Consider the following 17,490-nt stretch of genomic DNA (forward strand, 5'->3'; position numbering starts at 1 on the left):
ATGAAAAATTATTATATAAAAATATGGGAAGAAGTTTTAGAAGATTTATCTAAAATCTACAGTAACGAAGTTTTTAAAGAAACGTTTTCTAATATCGAAAAAGTTTACAACGAAGAAAAAAAAATTATTATTTTAGTTGAAACAAAATTTATCAAAAATAAAATATATAAACTATATTTTAAAAAAATAAAAGAAATAATTAAAAATAAAAGAAAAGAAAACATTGAAATTGAAATTATTTCAAAAGAAAACAAAGAGCAAAAACCAATCCTTAAAAAAAGCGAAAACGTTGAAATCGAAAATCGTAAAATTAAATTTAATGAATATAATCACGGAAACATTAATCCAAAATATAGCCTAGATAATTTTGTAGTTGGAAAAGGTAACAAATTCGCTTTTACAATTGCCCAAAAAATTATAGAAGAAGACAAAATTTCTGTCAACCCTTTTTATATTTTCGGCCAAACTGGTATCGGAAAAACACACCTTATCCAAGGAATTGGCAATCATTTGATTCAAAAAAAAAACAAAAAAGTTTTGTATGTTAAAGCAGATGGTTTTATTGAAGAATTTACCAATCAATTAAGGAAAGCAAAAATGGAAGATTTTAATGAAAAATATCGCGATATTGATGTTTTATTAGTTGATGATATCCAAATTATGGCAGGAGCCACAAGAACTCAAATGGAATTTTTTAAACTTTTTGATTATCTTTATTTAAACCAAAAACAAATAATTATTACAAGTGATAAACAAGCTTCAGAATTAAAAAATATTATGAATAGATTAACTTCACGTTTCGAAGGAGGTCTTATGGTTGACGTTCAAAATCCGGATTTTGACCACCGAATTCATATTTTAAAAAAGAAAATTTTAGAATTCCAAAATAACAACCCTTTAAAAGTTCAAAAAGAAGTTGTAGAAATGATTTGTTCTGTTTTTGTAAATAATATAAGAGAAATGGAAGGGGCTTTATTGAGATTATTAAATTATGCCAAAACATTCGGTCAAGAAATTAATTTAAAAGTAGCAGGTGAAGCTTTAGAACCTTTAATTAAAGGTAAAAAAAAACTTTCTTATGACGAAAACATTTTAGAAAAAATTAAACTAATAGTTAGTGACTTTTTTAACATTAACGTTCGTGATTTAATAGGCAAAAAAAAACATCACAAATACACTTTGCCAAGAAATATTGCAATGTATTTAATCAAAGATTTAAAAGGACTGTCTTATAATATTATTGGAAGTTTTTTTAAAAGAAATCATTCAACAGTTTATAAAGCTTATCAAAAAATTAAAAAAAATTGCCAAACTGACCACGAATTAAAAAAATCAATTGAACTAATTTTAGAAAAAATAAATAATTAACTTTTAACTTTTTAAAAAAACCAATTCAGGAAGGAAATAATTTATTTCAATGTATTTAGAAATTAATAAAGATGTTTTTTTAAAACAACTTTTAAAAATATATAAAATTTTACCACAGAAAAGTTTATTTCCTGTTTTCAACATATTAAAAATCACTGCTAAAAAAAACACTTTAATTTTAGAAGTTAACAATGGGAATATTGCGATTCAAATCTCGATTGAAGATCAAAGTTTGAAAATTGAAAAAGAAGGAGAAATCGCTTGTTTTGGTAGACATTTTATTGAAATAATTAAAAAAATTAACACCCCTTCAATCAAAATGACTGTTACAGAAAATAATTTTTTAGTGATTAAAACTAATTTTTGTGAATATAAATTAAAATTAATGACTCTTTTAGGGTTTTTATTGCCTGAATTTTTTTTCGAAAAAAAAGAATTTTTTGAATTAAAGGTTTCTTCTTTTAAAAAAATGATTAAAGAAGTTAATATTTCTAGTTCTAAAAATGAAAAAAGACCTATTTTAACAGGTTCTAATCTAATTTATGAAAAAAAGACCTTAAAAGCTTTGGCAACCGATTCTTTTCGAATAAGTTATAAAAAAATTAAATTAGATTTTCCTTATTTTGATTTTAATATGGTTATTCCTAACAAAAGTTTAGAGGAATTAATTAAAATATTAGAATATTACGATAACAAAAACTTAAAAATTTATTCAGATGATAAAAAAATTTTTTTAAAAATCGATAATTTATGGTTTTGCACTTCTCTTTTGGAAGGAAATTATCCTCAAATTCAAGAATTTAATTTAAAAAATTATCCCTTTGTTGTTCATTTAAATAAAGATGATGTAATGAAAGTTTTAGAAAGAATTTCTTTATTTTTTTCAAAAGAAGAAGTAAATAAAAATATTGTTTTGTTTAAATTAACTGAGGAAAAAATAATTGAAATATCAATTTCCAATGAAAATTTAGGAACAGCTTTAGAAAAAATCATCCCTTTAAAAGTAACTTCAGAAAAATTTGAAATAGCTTTTAATGCCAAGCATTTGGAAGATATTTTAAAAGTTTTGACTTCTTCTGAAATTGTTTTTTATTTTGAAAGTCACCTCAAACCTTTTATTGTTACTACTTTAGAAGAAGAAAGTTCAGTTCATTTGATTTTTCCTATTCAGAAAGAAAATGACTGATTTTTTACTATTTTTTAACCCCGTTTTTTTAAATGTTGAGAAAAAATAATTTGAGTACTGCTGTCTTTTTGTGATAAACGCCCTTTTTGAAGGGCGTAATTTTTAAGTTTTTTCTGTTGAAGGTGAACTTATTCAATATTTTTTTTCTTATTTTTTTAATTTTTTTAATAAAATCTATATTTTTTATCAATTTTTATGAGTTAAATAAATTATTTTTTCTAATTGTTTTAAAACTAAAGAAAACAAAATTTATTTTTTTAATAATTTAAAAAAATAATTTGACGTTTTTTCTTTCTCTTATTAGTAAAAAGGATTAGAGAGCGGTGTTTTGAAGAATTAATAAAAATGCAAAAATTTTTGAAGATAATTTTAATACGTGAAATATAATAAAAAAACTACCTAATTTAGGTAGTTTTTTTAGTTTAAAATATATTTTAATTATTTAAATTTTTTACTTAATGATTTAAAAATAAATTAAAAAAATATTTAGAAAGAGAGAAAACAACTAATGCTGAATAGAAAACAATTAATCTATGATAAGCTTGACGAGCTGAGAGAAAAATATTATCAGGATGATAATTTTACTATGCTTCAAGTAAAAGATATTTTGCTTCCATTCATAAAAGAAACCTACAAAAATTTTATTACGAAAAGATAGGATTAATTAATAAGATTTTATGCAAGAGATTTGTAAAAAAATCCGAATTAGAAGCGTCAAAACAACAAACTAAAAAATTAATAAATTAATCAAAAAGGAAATTATCAAAATGGAAAACAAAAAAAATCAAAAAAAAGAGTGGAAAAGATTGACGTGTGAATATATGAAAGAACAACAAGATAATTATTATAATGATGATAATTTGCATATAAAACAAGTCAAAAAAAACATCCTTGATTTCATGCAAAAATTAGATGTTGATCAATGATACTTTTTTTTGACTGAAAAAACTAAAATAAGCTTTTTTACTTTACAAATCGCAAATTTACAGATATAATAATTTTGTATTATTAAATTTATATTGTTAGTTGGCGGTTGTGGCGAAGTGGTTAACGCGGCGGCTTGTGGCGCCGATATTCGTGGGTTCGATTCCCATCAGCCGCCCCAATAATACAAAAAAATAAAACTAAGGCCCATAGTCAAGTGGTAAGGCAACGGACTTTGACTCCGTGATTCGCTGGTTCAAATCCAGCTGGGTCTGCCATTTTTTTAAACCTTACAAAAAAATTTAAAAGCGGGTGTGGCGAAATGGTAGACGCACTAGATTTAGGATCTAGCGCTTGTGCGTGCAGGTTCGACTCCTGTCACCCGTACCATCAAATATTTAAGGGATATGATGTCAACGGTAGCATAACGGTCTCCAAAACCGCTCGTTCGGGTTCGAATCCTGAATATCCCTGCCATTTCAAAAAACAATAAAAATAAATAAGATATAATGGGTTTTGAGTTCATCAAAACTTTTTTTATTTGGGTTCAATTTAAAATTTTTTTTATTATAAGGTTCAAGATGATAAATATTTTTAAATTAGTCAAAACTTCTGTTGTTTTAAATTTAACCGAAATAAAAACACTAAAAAATTAAAATCTTATAATTAAAGCACTTCGGATTGACGCCTACTTCGCTAACCGTTCGTCTTTGAATATTAATCATATTATATAGTAATTTAATAAATATATTTTTGAGTTATAATTGTTTTTGTGATTAAATAAAAATATTAAAATTATATCTTTAAAACACCCAATTAAAATTTTGATGTTATAACTTTGATTTGAGGTATAATTAGGATAGTTATAATTAATTTCAATTTAATAGGAGCAAAACTGATTTTATGTTAAAATTCATATTTTAATTTGTAAAAAAATAATATAATAATTAAAAAAAGAAAGTAGTTTAAAAAATGAAAAATGCAACTTCTTTTGATACATTTTTAAACATCAAAAATGTCAAAGGTTTAGATTTTTTAATTAATGAATTAAAAGCGAGAATATAATATGAATAAAAATACTATTGCTGAAACTTTTGCTGGTGCTGGCGGTTCTCATTTAGGGTTTATTAATAATGGTTTCGTAAGCGTTTATATTAATGAATTTGAACCCAATTGTATTCAAACTTTGAAATTAAATTTTCCTTTATTAGAAAAAAAATGTTATATAGACCCAAGAGATATTAATGATATCTCAATTAATAAAATCTCAATTATAAATGTTGATGTTTTATTTGGTGGTATTGTTTGCAAAGGATTTAGTTTAGCAGGTCAAAGAAAACCCACCGATAACCGATAAAAGAAATTATTTATATTTAAAACAATTAGAATTTGTTAACCATTTAAAACCTACAATTTCTATTATTGAAAATGTTCCTACTTTTTTAACTACTAAAATCTTAAAAAAGAAATTGATGATATTTGGCAAGAATACGCTCAACTTCAAGCCAAAAAAGGTAGCAAAAGAAAAAAGAATTTATCTCATGAATTAGAAAATAAACGTCTTTTGGAATTAAAAAAACAAAAAAATGATTTATTAAAAAAATTAGAAAAACAACAAGTTTTAATTTCTGTATTTGATGATATTAAAAATAAATACGATAAAATGGGTTATAAAGTTTACCATCAAGTATTAAATTCAGCTTGGTATGGCGCAGCTACTGCTAGAAATAGAGCTATTATAGTAGCAGTTAAAAAAGAAATAAAAAAAATTTTTTACCTTTCCTAAAATCACTCATTTTCAAAAAGATAATCCATTAGGGAATATTAATGGAATGAGTTTTTGTGATAATTTACTCCCTTATACTACTGTAGAAGATGTTTTCAAAACCATTGATTATAATAATTTAGATGATTTAGATAATATACCGATGTCACACAATCCCAAAACTATTAAAAGATTTGGTTTTATCCCTGAGGGAAAAAATATTTCTCATATTATTGACCAATTACCAAATGAACTTAAAATTAGTAGTTTTTATTCTCGTGGAAGTGCTACTAGATTATCTAGACACAAACCATGCGGCACTTTGGTTCCAGGACATAGTGCTTTACCTATCCATCCTTGGTTGAATAGAAGCATCACAATAAGAGAAGCCGCTGCTTTAAGTGGATTTCCATTAAATTATAAATTTTATGGGAGCCATTCAAATAGGTGTGAACAAATAGGTAACGCAGTACCTATTTTACTATCTAATGCTATTGCTAAAAAAATAAAAAAATTTTTAAAAGAGGTAAAAAGTGAATGAAAACAAATTAACGGATTTAATTCTAAAAGATGATAATTTTAAAAAAAATTTTGCTCGTTTATTAAATATCGATGATTTTATAATTCAAAAAGAAGAAAAATTTATTGATAACATAAAAGCTGATTTTTGCTTTTATAATCATAAAAATAAAATTATAGCTATTTTAGAATGCAAAGGACAAGTGGGCATAACAGAATACATAAGAGGAGTTGGTCAAATTTTACAGTATCAAGGTTTTAAAGAAAATAATATTTTTGATAAATTTTTAAATGAAACAAAAGTAATTTTGGTAGTTCCTAGTTCTGTTTTCGGTAAGAAAAGTCACTTTAACCCAGCTAAAGTTTTTTATCCTAAAGAAACTGAATTATTGGTAATTAATAATCAAAATCATACTTTAAATTTATTTAATCCTAATAAAATATATAAAAACAAAAAACAAACAAGTGCATTTAAGAAAATAGACATATGTCCTTATTATTTTAGAGATACTAGAATTTGGGAATTATATTTTTGGTTAAAAGAAATTCATAATTTAAATATCATTTCATATAAAAAAATACATAGAAAAAAAGATATAGAAGACAATATTATAAAACAAAATAAAAAAATATTTTATAAAAACATACTATTGGAAAATAACCCTAGAAATGCTTTAATAACTTTAAGTAGTTTAGGTTTGGTTGATTATAATAATGTTTTGACCGATATCGGTCAAAAAATTGCAACATTAGATTTAGAAAATTTTTGCTTAAAATTAATTAAAGACTACTTTCAAGACATTGTTGAAGTTTTGTTATTTGCTTTGGACGAATTAGGAAAAAAACAAAATAAAAAATATTTAGAAAAAATTAGTTATAATCAAATAGTTGAAGTTATTAAAAAAGAATTTGATAATCAAGATATTTTGTTTTTAACAGATTCTCAAAATAGATATATAAGTAGTTGGATGAATGTTTTAAAAAAAGATTTAGGATGCATTAATTTTTTGTCTAAACGAGGAAATAAAGATATTGAAATAAAATACAACCCATTATCAAATTTTCAAGAATCAAAAATATTAGATAATATTAAAAAACAAAATAAAAAAATAATTGACGAAAAAATTCATCCTTATTTTAATGAAAAATAAATTAGAAATTATTTTTCCCAAGATTTTTAAAATACATTTTTAGCAAAAAACCAACTGGCAAGATATAGCTTTTTTCCCCAACTAACAGCGCTCTTAATTTACGTATGAGTTTAATAATTAAAGTAATTAATGAATACTGATTCATGTTTTTTTGATGCAAAAAGAGAAATAAATAAAAAATTTAATTATATTTTTTTATATAAACTTAGTATAATATGTAGACCCCCTCAGCTAGGGGGGTTTTTTTTATTTTTTACATAGATATTTTATTTTTTCCGTCTTCCATCCTCATTTTCGCTAGTGTTTATGGTGGGGGATTTGCCAATTAACCCTGTTATTATATAGTATAAACAGCCCAAAATTAAAAACTCCACATTATTTTAAAAAATTTAATCCATGTCGTTTTGTAGGTGATTTTTTCTTTTTTTGTACTTATATATATTGTAGGGATAAAATATTTGAAAAATATCTTTTGAAACTAGCAAATTATGAAAAAACATTAGACACTTTTTAAGTGTAATGAAATTACTTTGTTAGTTTTAAAAGATATGGAATTATCTATTGAATTTTTAGTTTTAAAGAGTGATTTTTAAATTAAAATATGTCTAAAAAAACTGAACAGCGCACTTTTTTTAATTTATTTTTCTTATAACTTACAAAATATTATACATTTTTTTTATAAATTTGCAACATTTTCTTTTAATATAATAAAAAAAAGACACTAATTTTAGTGTCTTCCAAGTTTAAACTATAAATATAACAATTTTAAAGATAAAAAATTCTCATGTTTTTTTATTTATTTTTTATTGTTGCATTTGCAATTTTGACAACTGCAATTTTGGCAATTACATTTTTGAGAACTCATTTTATTTCCTCTCTTTTCTGTTAAAAGTTTTATTAATGGATGATAAAGATAAAACGAATTAAAAATAAATTAAATCTTGTCATCCATTAATAGTATAAATAAAAAAAATCTAATATTAACATTTTCTGGTTCGAAAACAAAATTTTTTTTGAAAAAGAGCTTCCCTATTTTATGATTAAATGTATTTTTATAAAATTTTTGTAGTATAATATAGGTATATTAGAATTTGTTTTAATCTATTGAATATTTCAAAAAACACATTTCGATTTATCCTTTATAATGCGTAAACGTAAAAATTATAATAAAAACAAGATAAGAAGATAATATCTCAGATTTACAATTTTTTTAGTTGTCAAATTGGACAAACGTGTCTTTTCTGTTTTTTTGTTTTTGTTAATTATTTTTTATTTTAAAATTTAATTTTTAACGGATTTTTTTATTGTTTGTCTCCAAAGAGAAAATAAATTAACGCTTTTTTGATAATGAAATAATGAAAAAACAATAAACAATAATCTGGAGGCTTACAAGTGATTGACATTAAATTTTTTGCTTTAGGTGGTTTGGGCGAAAATGGCAAAAATTTTTATCTATTACAAATTAATGAATCTTGCTTTATTATTGATGCTGGACTAAAATATCCTAGCGTTTCTTTGTATGGCATAGATGCCATGATAGCTGATTACCATAAATTAGAAAGCATGAAAGATAAAATTAAAGGTGTTTTTTTAACTTCTGCTTTTGAAACTAATTTAGGTGCTGTACCATATTTTATTAAAGAATATAATTTACCTATTTATACTTCTTATTTTACGATGGAAGTTTTAAAAAATTATTTTGCAAGTCATAAAATTAATTATCAAAATCTAAATTTAAATGTTATAAAAACAAATGAAATTCTTCGCTTTAAAGATGTAGAAATTTCTTTTTTTGCTACATCTCAATTAATCCCAGAAACATTAGGCATTTCTTTTCAAACCAGTTTAGGTGCCATTGTTTATACAGGAGAATTAAAATCTTTAGAATCTCAAAATCAATTTTTCCAAACAAATTTAACTCAATTAACTAAATCAACGCAACAAAAAGTTTTAGCATTTTTGCCTGCCTCACAAAGAGCTTTTAATTATTCTTATGATGAATCTCAAAATAATTTCGATCACAAAATAAGTAATTATTTCATCAATTATTCTTTAAAACCTAAAGGCATTATCGTTGTTGCCTCTTTAGCTCCCGATCTCTTTAAAATCCAAAAAGCAATTACTTTGGCTTGTAAGTTAAATTTTAAAGTAGCTATTTTAGGAAATGAAAATGAAACAATTATTGATGTGGCTTTAAAAAAAGAATTTTTAAAAATTCCTGATGCTAATTTCGTTAAATTAAATACTTTTGAAGAGCATACTAAACATAATCAATTAGTAGTTTTTCTCTTTGGAAAACATTTTGCAACTTTACAACGTTTGCAACAAATGGCAAATAAAACAGATCCCAAAATTCACCTAAATTCTCAAGATTTGATTTTATTAATGTCTCAAGACATGGCAGGAATTGCAAAGATGCAATCCCAAACTTTAGATACTTTATCTCGTCATAATATTAAATCCCATCTTTTAATTAAAGATTTATCGTTGTCTGAAAGTAATTATGAACAAAATTTAAAAATAATGTTAAATTTTTTAAAACCTCGCTACATCATTCCTGTTATGGGAGAATATCGCCATCAGTATCAAGTAAAAAAAATAGCTCAAAAAAACGGTTTTAAAAGTAATCAGATCTTTTTATTAGAAAACGGATCTATTTGGCGTGCCTCCTCTGATAAAGAACCTTTTGTTGAAAATAAAGTTTTTTCGTTAAACGAAATTTTAATCGATGGCACTCCTGTTGCTGACGGAAAAGAATTTATTATGAAAGACCGTGAATTTTTAGCCGCTGATGGTGTTGTTATTTTAGTTGTGAATGTTAATGCTAAATATAAAAAAATTGTGGGAGAGCCAAAAATAGTTAGTAAAGGTTTTTTAGAACAAACAGAAACTAATAATATTTTTGCTAAATTAAAAGATGTTTTTGATGAACAAAGTGCTGTTTTTTTAACAAATAAATATCTTAAATGGAATGATTTTAAAAAACACATTAGAGAATCTATCTCTAAGTTTTTATTCAAAGAAACCAAAAAAAGACCAATTATAATTCCTATTTTTATAAGTGTTAGAAATGAATAAAATTATTCTTCAATTGTTCCACTCCAAACTATAAAAAAATCCAAAATTGAAAACCGATTTTTTCATTAGTCTTTTTTTATTTTTCTTTAAAAAAACAAAAAAGACATATTGATTTGTTAAAATATTTGTGACACTCAAAAAAATTTGTTGAATAAGTTTAAGCATTTTTAATTTTTTTAAAATCATCTTTAAATGTTTACATAACTAAGTTAGGCGTATTGGATTTAGTTAACTTCAATCGAAACAATTTTTTAATTGAAAAACAGAATAGACTAGTTATACAGTTTGTCAAACTTAACCCCTTTTGTGTTTAATTAGTTTTTTGCTGAAATAAAAGGAGAATAATGTGAAAATAAAAGTTGCTACAACCTCTACTAGCTGTCTTGATTATTATTCGCATAATTATGATATTGATATTATTAGGATCAAAATTTTAATTGGAGATGTTGAATATATTGATGGGGATACTATGAAATACAAACAATTTTACCAAATGTTTCAACAAAATCCTGATTTTCTTCCTAAAACTTCCCAAGTGTCTGTGGGCGAAATGGTAGTTTATTTTGAAAAACTCATATCTCAAGGTTATCAAAAGGTTTTTATAACAACTTTAGCCTCTACTTTAAGTGGAACTTATAATGCCATTATTCAAGCCAAAAAAATAGTTGCTGATAAAATTGAGGTATATTGTTACGATACCCAAACTGTTTGTTTTTGTGAAGGTTATTTTGCCCTTCAAGCTTATCAATTATTTCAAAAAGGCCATTCGTTAGAAGAGGTTATTAAAACTTTAGATTTAATTAAAGGAAACAATACTATTTTTTTTATTACAGAAAAATTAACTCAATTAATTAAAAATGGTAGACTTTCTGGAGTGAGAAGTTTTTTTGGCCGTCTTTTAAGAATTAAACCGATTTTACAAGTGCAATCAACAGGAAAAATAGCTCTTATTCAAAAAACTCTTAACACTAATAAATCATTTTTATCGATTGTTAACAAAATAAAAGATTATACTCAAGGTTATAATTACCAAGCACATTTACTTTTTACTGGAGATACCAAATTAAGAGATGATTTTAAAGTTATTTTAGAAAAAAATTTAGGTTTAAAAAATTTATTAGAAATACCTTTAACTCCTGTGATTGGTTGTCATGTCGGTAATAATGTTATTGGTGTAGGCATTATCAGACAAAATTAATTTTTGCAAATTTTTTTTTTATTTTTGTTTGTAAGAATATTTTTTTTATTGACTTTTGCTATAAATTTTTGATATAATTTAAATTGATCCATGTTAAATTTATTTTATTTTAATGACGCCTCAAGAAATTATTTTACTTATTATTTTTTTTGTAAGTATAAAAAATAGGCCCGTTGGAGAAACGGTTAACTCACATGCCTTTCACGCATGCATTCACGGGTTCAAATCCCGTACGGGTCACCAAAAAAAGCACCCATAGCTCAATTGGATAGAGCATCTGACTACGGATCAGAAGGCTAGGGGTTCAAGTCCTCTTGGGTGTGCCATTAAAATAGAATATTTTTATAACGGGAAGTAGCTTAGCTTGGCATAGCGCCTGGTTTGGGACCAGGAGGTCGCGGGTTCAAATCCTGCCTTCCCGACCATTTGAGCGAGCGTCGTATAATGGCCATTACCTTAGCCTTCCAAGCTAAAGACGTGGGTTCGATTCCCATCGCTCGCTCCAAACAGATATTTATTTTTTTGCATCACTTTTAATAATTAAAGTCAAATTTACTTATTTTGGTAGGTAAATTTGACTTTAATTATTTTATAAACAAATTAAATTAGTATGTTTTAAGAACGTCATATATACGGTCTTCATCTAATGATGAGTTATAAGGTTTGAAATTTCTTTTAATTCTTCTATTTTTGTGTTTCCCATAGTAATAGCAATATCTGCTAATTTTAACATTTCTAAATCATTTGGATCATCACCCATACAAATTAATGGATTGGGATGCTGAAATAATTTTAATTCTTCCATAAAACTTCTTTTAAACAAATTAAATTAAATTACTTTGTTTAAAAAAAACATATATACGATCTTCATCTAATGATGAGTTATAAGGTTTGAAATTTCTTTTAATTCTTCTATTTTTGTGTTTCCCATAGTAATAGCAATATCTGCTAATTTTAACATTTCTAAATCATTTGGATCATCACCCATACAAATTAATGGATTGGGATGCTGAAATAATTTTAATTCTTCCATAAAACTTCTTTTAAACAAATTAAATTAAATTACTTTGTTTAAAAAAATCATATATACGATCTTCATCAATATGAGGAGTTATAAGGTTTGAAATTTCTTTTAATTCTTCTATTTTTGTGTTTCCCATAGTAATAGCAATATCTGCTAATTTTAACATTTCTAAATCATTTGGACCATCACCCATACAAATTAATTGATGATTGGGAAATAATTTTTTAATTTTTTTGATTCCGTATGATTTATCAATTTGTTGATACATTAAATCGATATAACCACCTTCCCAAAAATAAGCTTTTAATTCTTTGTTTTTAGCTAAAAAATTTTTAATTTGTGTTTTTTGTGAATCTTTTTGATACAACAAAGATATTTGATATATTTTATTTTGTAAATAAAAATCTTTTGTTAAAGCGACTTGTTTTACATTTTCAAAATCACTCATATTATGAAAGTTGTTTTTAGAAGTTGGAACTTCAAAAATGTGTTCTAAACTATAAAGGTGCATTAATGCTCCGATTTTTTCCATTTCTTTTTGTATTTTTAATATAATTTGTTGACTAAATTCAACTTCATCAATTATTTTATCTTCAATCATAGTTAAAGCTCCATTGGATAGCACCCAATATTTAAATAAATGTCTTATCCCTTTTAAAACATCAAGCCTTCCGTAATTTCTTCCGGTGGCAATTCCTAATGTTACATTGGGATTTTGAGCTAATTGATTAATTAATTTTTGAGTTTGTCTGCCAATAGTTTTTTTTTCGTTGCTTCTTAAAGTTCCGTCGATATCAAAAAAAATTAATTTTTTCATAAAAAATTCATCACCTATTCTATTTTAAATTATATAATTTTTTTAATTTTTTCATTTAGAAAAAAATAAATTACAATTATTTGTTTATATTATACTATAATATAAGTAGTAATAATCGTTAAAATACTATTTTAATATAGTTATTTTGAAAAAAAGGGAGATTTTTTATGAATAATGTGACCTCAAATATAGACTTAAATAAGTTGGATGTTTCTTTCTTTGCCCTAGGAGGTCTGGGCGAAGTTGGCAAAAATATGTATGTTTTTGAAATAGGAAAAGAAATTTTTATTGTTGATTCAGGTTTTTCTTTTTCAGAAAATTTTTTATTAGGAATTAATTATGTTATTCCTGATTATCAGTATCTAAGAGATAACGAATCAAGGATTGTAGGCCTTTTTATCACTCACGGTCATGAAGACCATATCGGCGGAATCCCTTATTTATTAAAAAAAGTTCATATTCCTAAAATTTTTGTTTCAGGGATTGCTTATCATTTATTAAGATACAAATTATTAGAACATAAAGATGTTGGTGCACTGCCACCAATGGTTAATTATAACGCTGATTCTTGTTATCATTTTCAAAATGCTTCAATTTCTTTTATTAGAGTTAATCATTCTATTCCTGATACTTTTGGTATTGTTATCAAAACTAAATATGGCAATCTTTTTTATACTAGTGATTTTAAAATTGATTATACTCCAGTAGGACCTCCGGCTGAATATGAGAAATTAATTAAAATCCGACAAGAAGGGGTTTTATGTTTACTTTCTGATTCTACCAATGCTGAACAAGAAGGAGTAGTTAAATCGGAAAGTACTATCGGACATTCTATTGATGAATTGTTTGTTCAAATACCTGATAGAATTATTATAGTTACTTTTGCTTCTAATTTTTATCGGATCAAGCAAATTGTTGAAGCCACTATTTTAACTAAAAGAAAAATTGCTGTTTTTGGCCGTAGTATGAAAAAATCTTTAGAAATTGGTCAAAAAAACGGTTATTTAAATATTCCTGAAGGAACTTTGGTCCCTAGTCATAATATTCATAAATATCGTGATATTATTTTATTATGTACAGGTTCTCAAGGTGAGCCTCTTGCGGCTTTAAGTCGTATGGCAAACAATAGTCACAGACAAATTAAACTTAATTATAAAGACACTATTATTTTTTCTTCTTCTCCGATTCCTGGTAACCAAGAAAACATTAATAAAACTCTTGACCTTCTTTTACAAAAAAATGTTAATGTTATTACTCACGGACCTTTAATTAACACTCACGTTTCGGGTCATGGAAATCAAAATGACCTTAAATTAATGCTTACCTTAATTCAACCTAAATATTTTATTCCGGTGCATGGTGAACGTCGTATGTTGCAGGCTCACAAAAATTTAGCGGTAGAATGCAACATTTCAGAAGAAAATATTTTTATTTTAGATAACGGCCAAAGAATTTCTTTAATTCCTGATGAAGCCCATATTGTAAATACTATTCCTATGGAAGATGTTTTTCTTGACGCTTCGGGCATGAATTATCTTGGTAATTCTATTTTGCAAGAACGTCGTTTTTTAAGTCAAGAAGGTTTGTTTGCGGTTGTTATGAGTATAGACGTTAAAAAAAAGCAAATCCTTAGTTCGCCAACAATTGTTTCTCGTGGATTTATTTATATGAAAAGCAACCAAGAGTTAATTAAAAAAATTTCTTTGGATATTAAAAATAGCATTGAAAAAGCTATTAAAAACAATGAAGTAGACAAAGAAGTTTTAAAGAAAATCATCATTGATTATCTTTTTACCAAAATATATCAAATGACTTTTAGAAAGCCTATTATTATTCCTATTATTTTAACTATATAATAGAACCATTTTGTTTAATTCAAAATGAAAAAATCTAATTATTTTTTTATCTAACTTAATACCATTTTTTTAACAATAAATAAATATTTTTGTAAAAAAGAAATGGTATTTTTTTTTATATATAATATACAAATAAACGAAATTAATTAAAAATTTCGTTATTTGACCTATTTAATTACTTATTTCAATTTTTAAAGATCAATATGAATTCATTAAGTTGCTATATTTCATTATATTTATATAAAAAAGAGGTTTCAATAAGTAAATGGTTATTTTTTATACTAGTTTTAATTGTTCATCTTGTCAAAAAGCAAAAAAATGGTTAAAACAACACAGAATTGAATTTATAGAACGCAGTTTATTTGGTCATGATTTTCAACAAAAAGATATCGATTTAATATTAAAAAATTGCCTTCATGGGTTTGATGATATTATTTCTAAACTTTCTAAATTCTTTAAAGAACAAAATATTGATTTTAATAATTTAAGCACAAAAGAAGTTAAGCAGATAATTATGCAAAAAAGAAGTATTTTAAAAAGACCTATTCTCGTTGAAGGCCAAAAAATTCAAATTGGATTTAATTCAGAAGGTATTCGCATTTTTATGCCTAAAAATTTACGTGATTTTTTAATGAAAAATGATGTTTTTTATAAAGCTAAAGATAAATACAAAATCTTATTAAAAAAATTTTTTGAAAATAAAAATAATGACGAACCCATCTGCAAATGATTTTACAATTGGGTGTTGCTTTTTTTAGATAACTTTTGGATTTTTTATTGTTTTTTTAAAGGTTTAAAAATAAGTTGATAATTACAATTTTTTTAAATTAAAAAAACTTCAAATTAACCCCCCTCAATTAAAATAAAGTTTATTTTTTTTGTTCTATAAATATAATTTCTTTCAAAATTGAGGTTGATAAATAAAAAAATAATATTTTTCCAAATTACTTATTAACGTAGTTTGGACTTTTTTGTTTTTGGAGGAAAAATTAAGAAAAGAAAAAATTAAAAGAGAAAAATAGTTGTTTTAAAAAAATTCATTTAAAAAAACAAAAAAACCATAATTAAAAAACAAAAATAAAATATTTTAAAAAAATAAAATGAGATTATTTTTACTAAATCATAAATGAAAAAATAATTATTAATATCATGAACAAATTAAGTTTTTCTAAATATCAACAAACTATTTTTATTTTTTTAATTAATTATCGCTACTTTGAAACCATATTTTATTTTAGATGAGTTTTGCAATCATTTTTTCTTTTCTTTCGTGTTTAGTTGTGTGAGTTTATATTTTTGTTAGCTTTTATAATTTTTTTTGTAACAAAATATTTTTATAAATGCAAAAATCTAGATAATAATTAGTCAAAAAAGATTGAAAAAAAGTTTGGGTAGAGCAGCTTTTTTACTTTTTTAAAACATTTTAATTTCAAAAAAACAAAGCCAAAATTAGTTTAATAAGAAAATATTTTTTTGGCATAAAAAACTATCAATATAATTTTTTTGTTGCATCTCTAATGTCGAACAATCAAAATGATAAAATAAATAAAAATAATTTCTTTTCATAACTAAAAATGGTTGCATAACTTTATTATTTTTTGTAAGCTATAACAATGATCATTTTTTTGTTACATTAATAACTTTTTTGCTTCATTAATGACAAAAAATAAATCAATCAATCACAAAACTAAAAATAACTATAATAATTAAAAACCTAAAAAATAATTAACTAATTTCAAAATTTATGTTATAATGATATTAATATAATAATGATATTAATATAATAAATTTTTTATTATATGTTTTAATTATTTAAATAAAAAAATTATATAAAATCCAAAAAAGAGGTAGCGGTGCAAAAGAGTATTATGTGGAGAAGGCATTCTGTGAAGCATAAGAAAGGTAACCATCGCCGAATAATAATTATGGCAATAATTTATTATGAGATTATAGAAAATATCTATAATATTCTTGCTGTTCTAACAGTAAAGGAGCTTTATTAAATCTCTCTCAAGCCTTCTTTTTTAAGAAGGTTTTTTTGTTTTTTATAGGAAGGAAAATCATTTGCCAACGTTATCTTTTTCAAGAATCAAGAATTATTTTAAAGTTAAGTATCTTGTTTTTGCTCTTTTAATTATTGTTATATCTTTTTTAATTATTGATGATTTTTATGCTCCACAATTTAAAAAAGGAGATCCAAACACTTTAGTTGTAGGAATGGAATGTGATTACTATCCTTATAATTATATGGCTCAATACAACAAGCAGATAGACCAAACATATCTTTTAACAGCAAATAATAGAGAAACTAAGTCTTTAGTTGCTGGGTATGATATTTTGGTATCTAAACTATTAGCAAAACATTTAAACAAAAAATTGGTAATTAAAGCAATATCTTTCGATGGTTTAATTCCTGCTTGCCAAAATGGAGATATTGATTTAATTATTGCAGGAATGAGTGCCACAAAAAAAGAAAAGAAAAAATTGATTTCACTGAAAAATCTTATTATGATTCCGATCAAACTTATTGTCTTATTATAAACAAAAACCTTCCTGAGGATGTTAAGGACAAATTTAGAGCTCTAAATAAAGATCAATTTCCCC

General features: G+C 24.4%; 15 protein-coding genes, 8 tRNA genes and 1 riboswitch. Of the genes, 20 read left to right on the forward strand and 3 right to left on the reverse strand.

The genetic code is table 11. From position 1 onward, the window contains the following. From dnaA to SLY_RS00065, 17 genes are all read left to right on the forward strand, one after another. Positions 1-1,368: a chromosomal replication initiator protein DnaA gene (gene dnaA / locus SLY_RS00005; RefSeq protein ID WP_012358634.1), complete on the forward strand. Its 1,368-nt coding sequence runs from the start codon at positions 1-3 to the stop codon at positions 1,366-1,368. Between the two features lie 49 nt (positions 1,369-1,417). Beyond that, entirely contained in the window at positions 1,418-2,554 is a 1,137-nt protein-coding gene (dnaN, locus tag SLY_RS00010) for a DNA polymerase III subunit beta (RefSeq protein ID WP_015637581.1), read from the forward strand. Between the two features lie 767 nt (positions 2,555-3,321). Beyond that, positions 3,322-3,480, forward strand: a complete 159-nt coding sequence (locus SLY_RS05380; protein ID WP_015637582.1) for a hypothetical protein — start codon at positions 3,322-3,324, stop codon at positions 3,478-3,480. A 103-nt stretch (positions 3,481-3,583) separates the two neighbouring features. Further along, a tRNA-His gene (locus SLY_RS00015) sits at positions 3,584-3,659 on the forward strand. Between the two features lie 22 nt (positions 3,660-3,681). Continuing rightward, positions 3,682-3,756: transfer RNA gene (locus SLY_RS00020), tRNA-Gln, on the forward strand. Positions 3,757-3,786: 30 nt separating this feature from the next. Next, a tRNA-Leu gene (locus SLY_RS00025) sits at positions 3,787-3,868 on the forward strand. A gap of 11 nt (positions 3,869-3,879) precedes the next feature. Then, a tRNA-Trp gene (locus tag SLY_RS05180) sits at positions 3,880-3,955 on the forward strand. Positions 3,956-4,544: 589 nt separating this feature from the next. After that, positions 4,545-4,835 carry a DNA cytosine methyltransferase gene (locus SLY_RS05505; RefSeq protein ID WP_235043276.1) on the forward strand — a complete coding sequence of 97 codons (291 nt, stop codon included), beginning with the start codon at positions 4,545-4,547 and terminating at the stop codon, positions 4,833-4,835. 207 nt (positions 4,836-5,042) lie between these two features. Continuing rightward, entirely contained in the window at positions 5,043-5,264 is a 222-nt protein-coding gene (locus SLY_RS05510) for a DNA cytosine methyltransferase (protein WP_235043277.1), read from the forward strand. A gap of 46 nt (positions 5,265-5,310) precedes the next feature. Then, complete coding sequence (locus SLY_RS05515; RefSeq protein ID WP_235043278.1) at positions 5,311-5,784, forward strand: DNA cytosine methyltransferase; 474 nt, start codon at positions 5,311-5,313, stop codon at positions 5,782-5,784. Further along, positions 5,777-6,913 (forward strand): hypothetical protein, encoded by a 1,137-nt coding sequence (locus SLY_RS00035; protein ID WP_015637584.1) that lies wholly within the window; start codon positions 5,777-5,779, stop codon positions 6,911-6,913. Before SLY_RS05515 ends, SLY_RS00035 begins: the two co-directional genes overlap by 8 nt. 1,392 nt (positions 6,914-8,305) lie before the next feature. After that, the gene (locus tag SLY_RS00040) at positions 8,306-9,991 is read left to right on the forward strand and encodes a ribonuclease J (protein ID WP_015637585.1); all 1,686 of its coding nucleotides are present in this window, start codon (positions 8,306-8,308) and stop codon (positions 9,989-9,991) included. A gap of 346 nt (positions 9,992-10,337) precedes the next feature. Beyond that, the gene (locus tag SLY_RS00045; protein ID WP_012358639.1) at positions 10,338-11,189 is read left to right on the forward strand and encodes a DegV family protein; all 852 of its coding nucleotides are present in this window, start codon (positions 10,338-10,340) and stop codon (positions 11,187-11,189) included. 167 nt (positions 11,190-11,356) lie between these two features. Beyond that, positions 11,357-11,432: transfer RNA gene (locus tag SLY_RS00050), tRNA-Glu, on the forward strand. 6 nt (positions 11,433-11,438) lie between these two features. Then, a tRNA-Arg gene (locus SLY_RS00055) sits at positions 11,439-11,515 on the forward strand. 22 nt (positions 11,516-11,537) lie between these two features. Continuing rightward, positions 11,538-11,614 (forward strand) — tRNA-Pro (locus SLY_RS00060). Between the two features lie 5 nt (positions 11,615-11,619). After that, a tRNA-Gly gene (locus SLY_RS00065) sits at positions 11,620-11,694 on the forward strand. Between the two features lie 138 nt (positions 11,695-11,832). On the opposite strand, the gene SLY_RS00070 is transcribed toward SLY_RS00065, so the two are convergent. The 3 genes from SLY_RS00070 to SLY_RS00080 all read right to left on the reverse strand — a co-directional run bounded on the left by SLY_RS00070 (position 11,833) and on the right by SLY_RS00080 (position 13,030). Beyond that, positions 11,833-11,994, reverse strand: coding sequence for an HAD family hydrolase (locus SLY_RS00070; protein ID WP_148284430.1), 162 nt, complete (start codon positions 11,992-11,994; stop codon positions 11,833-11,835). Between the two features lie 66 nt (positions 11,995-12,060). Beyond that, positions 12,061-12,222 (reverse strand): HAD family hydrolase, encoded by a 162-nt coding sequence (locus SLY_RS00075; RefSeq protein ID WP_148284430.1) that lies wholly within the window; start codon positions 12,220-12,222, stop codon positions 12,061-12,063. A 19-nt stretch (positions 12,223-12,241) separates the two neighbouring features. Next, a complete protein-coding gene (locus SLY_RS00080; RefSeq protein WP_012358642.1) occupies positions 12,242-13,030 on the reverse strand; it encodes an HAD family hydrolase in 789 nt (262 codons plus the stop codon). Positions 13,031-13,197: 167 nt separating this feature from the next. On the opposite strand from SLY_RS00080, the gene SLY_RS00085 reads away from it, so the two are divergent. The 3 genes from SLY_RS00085 to SLY_RS05855 all read left to right on the forward strand — a co-directional run bounded on the left by SLY_RS00085 (position 13,198) and on the right by SLY_RS05855 (position 17,427). Continuing rightward, on the forward strand, positions 13,198-14,886 hold the full coding sequence (locus tag SLY_RS00085; protein WP_015637586.1) for a ribonuclease J: 1,689 nt from the start codon (positions 13,198-13,200) through the stop codon (positions 14,884-14,886). Between the two features lie 265 nt (positions 14,887-15,151). Further along, positions 15,152-15,616, forward strand: a complete 465-nt coding sequence (locus tag SLY_RS00090) for a Spx/MgsR family RNA polymerase-binding regulatory protein (protein ID WP_015637587.1) — start codon at positions 15,152-15,154, stop codon at positions 15,614-15,616. Positions 15,617-16,720: 1,104 nt separating this feature from the next. Further along, positions 16,721-16,891, forward strand: a riboswitch (Lysine riboswitch). Between the two features lie 59 nt (positions 16,892-16,950). Next, on the forward strand, positions 16,951-17,427 hold the full coding sequence (locus tag SLY_RS05855) for a transporter substrate-binding domain-containing protein (RefSeq protein WP_041784257.1): 477 nt from the start codon (positions 16,951-16,953) through the stop codon (positions 17,425-17,427). The last annotated feature ends 63 nt before the right edge of the window (positions 17,428-17,490 follow it).

Origin of the sequence: Strawberry lethal yellows phytoplasma (CPA) str. NZSb11, assembly GCF_000397185.1 — a bacterium.
GTDB lineage: Bacteria > Bacillota_I > Bacilli_A > Acholeplasmatales > Acholeplasmataceae > Phytoplasma > Phytoplasma australiense.

What these genes read in the sequence shown, in the direction of transcription:
- SLY_RS00070 (WP_148284430.1), bottom strand. Translation starts at nt 11,994, where the DNA reads ATGGAAGAATTAAAATTATTTCAGCATCCCAATCCATTAATTTGTATG.
- SLY_RS00080 (WP_012358642.1), bottom strand. Translation starts at nt 13,030, where the DNA reads ATGAAAAAATTAATTTTTTTTGATATCGACGGAACTTTAAGAAGCAAC.
- dnaN (WP_015637581.1), top strand. Translation starts at nt 1,418, where the DNA reads ATGTATTTAGAAATTAATAAAGATGTTTTTTTAAAACAACTTTTAAAA.
- SLY_RS05515 (WP_235043278.1), top strand. Translation starts at nt 5,311, where the DNA reads ATGAGTTTTTGTGATAATTTACTCCCTTATACTACTGTAGAAGATGTT.
- SLY_RS00090 (WP_015637587.1), top strand. Translation starts at nt 15,152, where the DNA reads ATGGTTATTTTTTATACTAGTTTTAATTGTTCATCTTGTCAAAAAGCA.
- dnaA (WP_012358634.1), top strand. Translation starts at nt 1, where the DNA reads ATGAAAAATTATTATATAAAAATATGGGAAGAAGTTTTAGAAGATTTA.
- SLY_RS05505 (WP_235043276.1), top strand. Translation starts at nt 4,545, where the DNA reads ATGAATAAAAATACTATTGCTGAAACTTTTGCTGGTGCTGGCGGTTCT.
- SLY_RS00075 (WP_148284430.1), bottom strand. Translation starts at nt 12,222, where the DNA reads ATGGAAGAATTAAAATTATTTCAGCATCCCAATCCATTAATTTGTATG.
- SLY_RS00085 (WP_015637586.1), top strand. Translation starts at nt 13,198, where the DNA reads ATGAATAATGTGACCTCAAATATAGACTTAAATAAGTTGGATGTTTCT.
- SLY_RS05380 (WP_015637582.1), top strand. Translation starts at nt 3,322, where the DNA reads ATGGAAAACAAAAAAAATCAAAAAAAAGAGTGGAAAAGATTGACGTGT.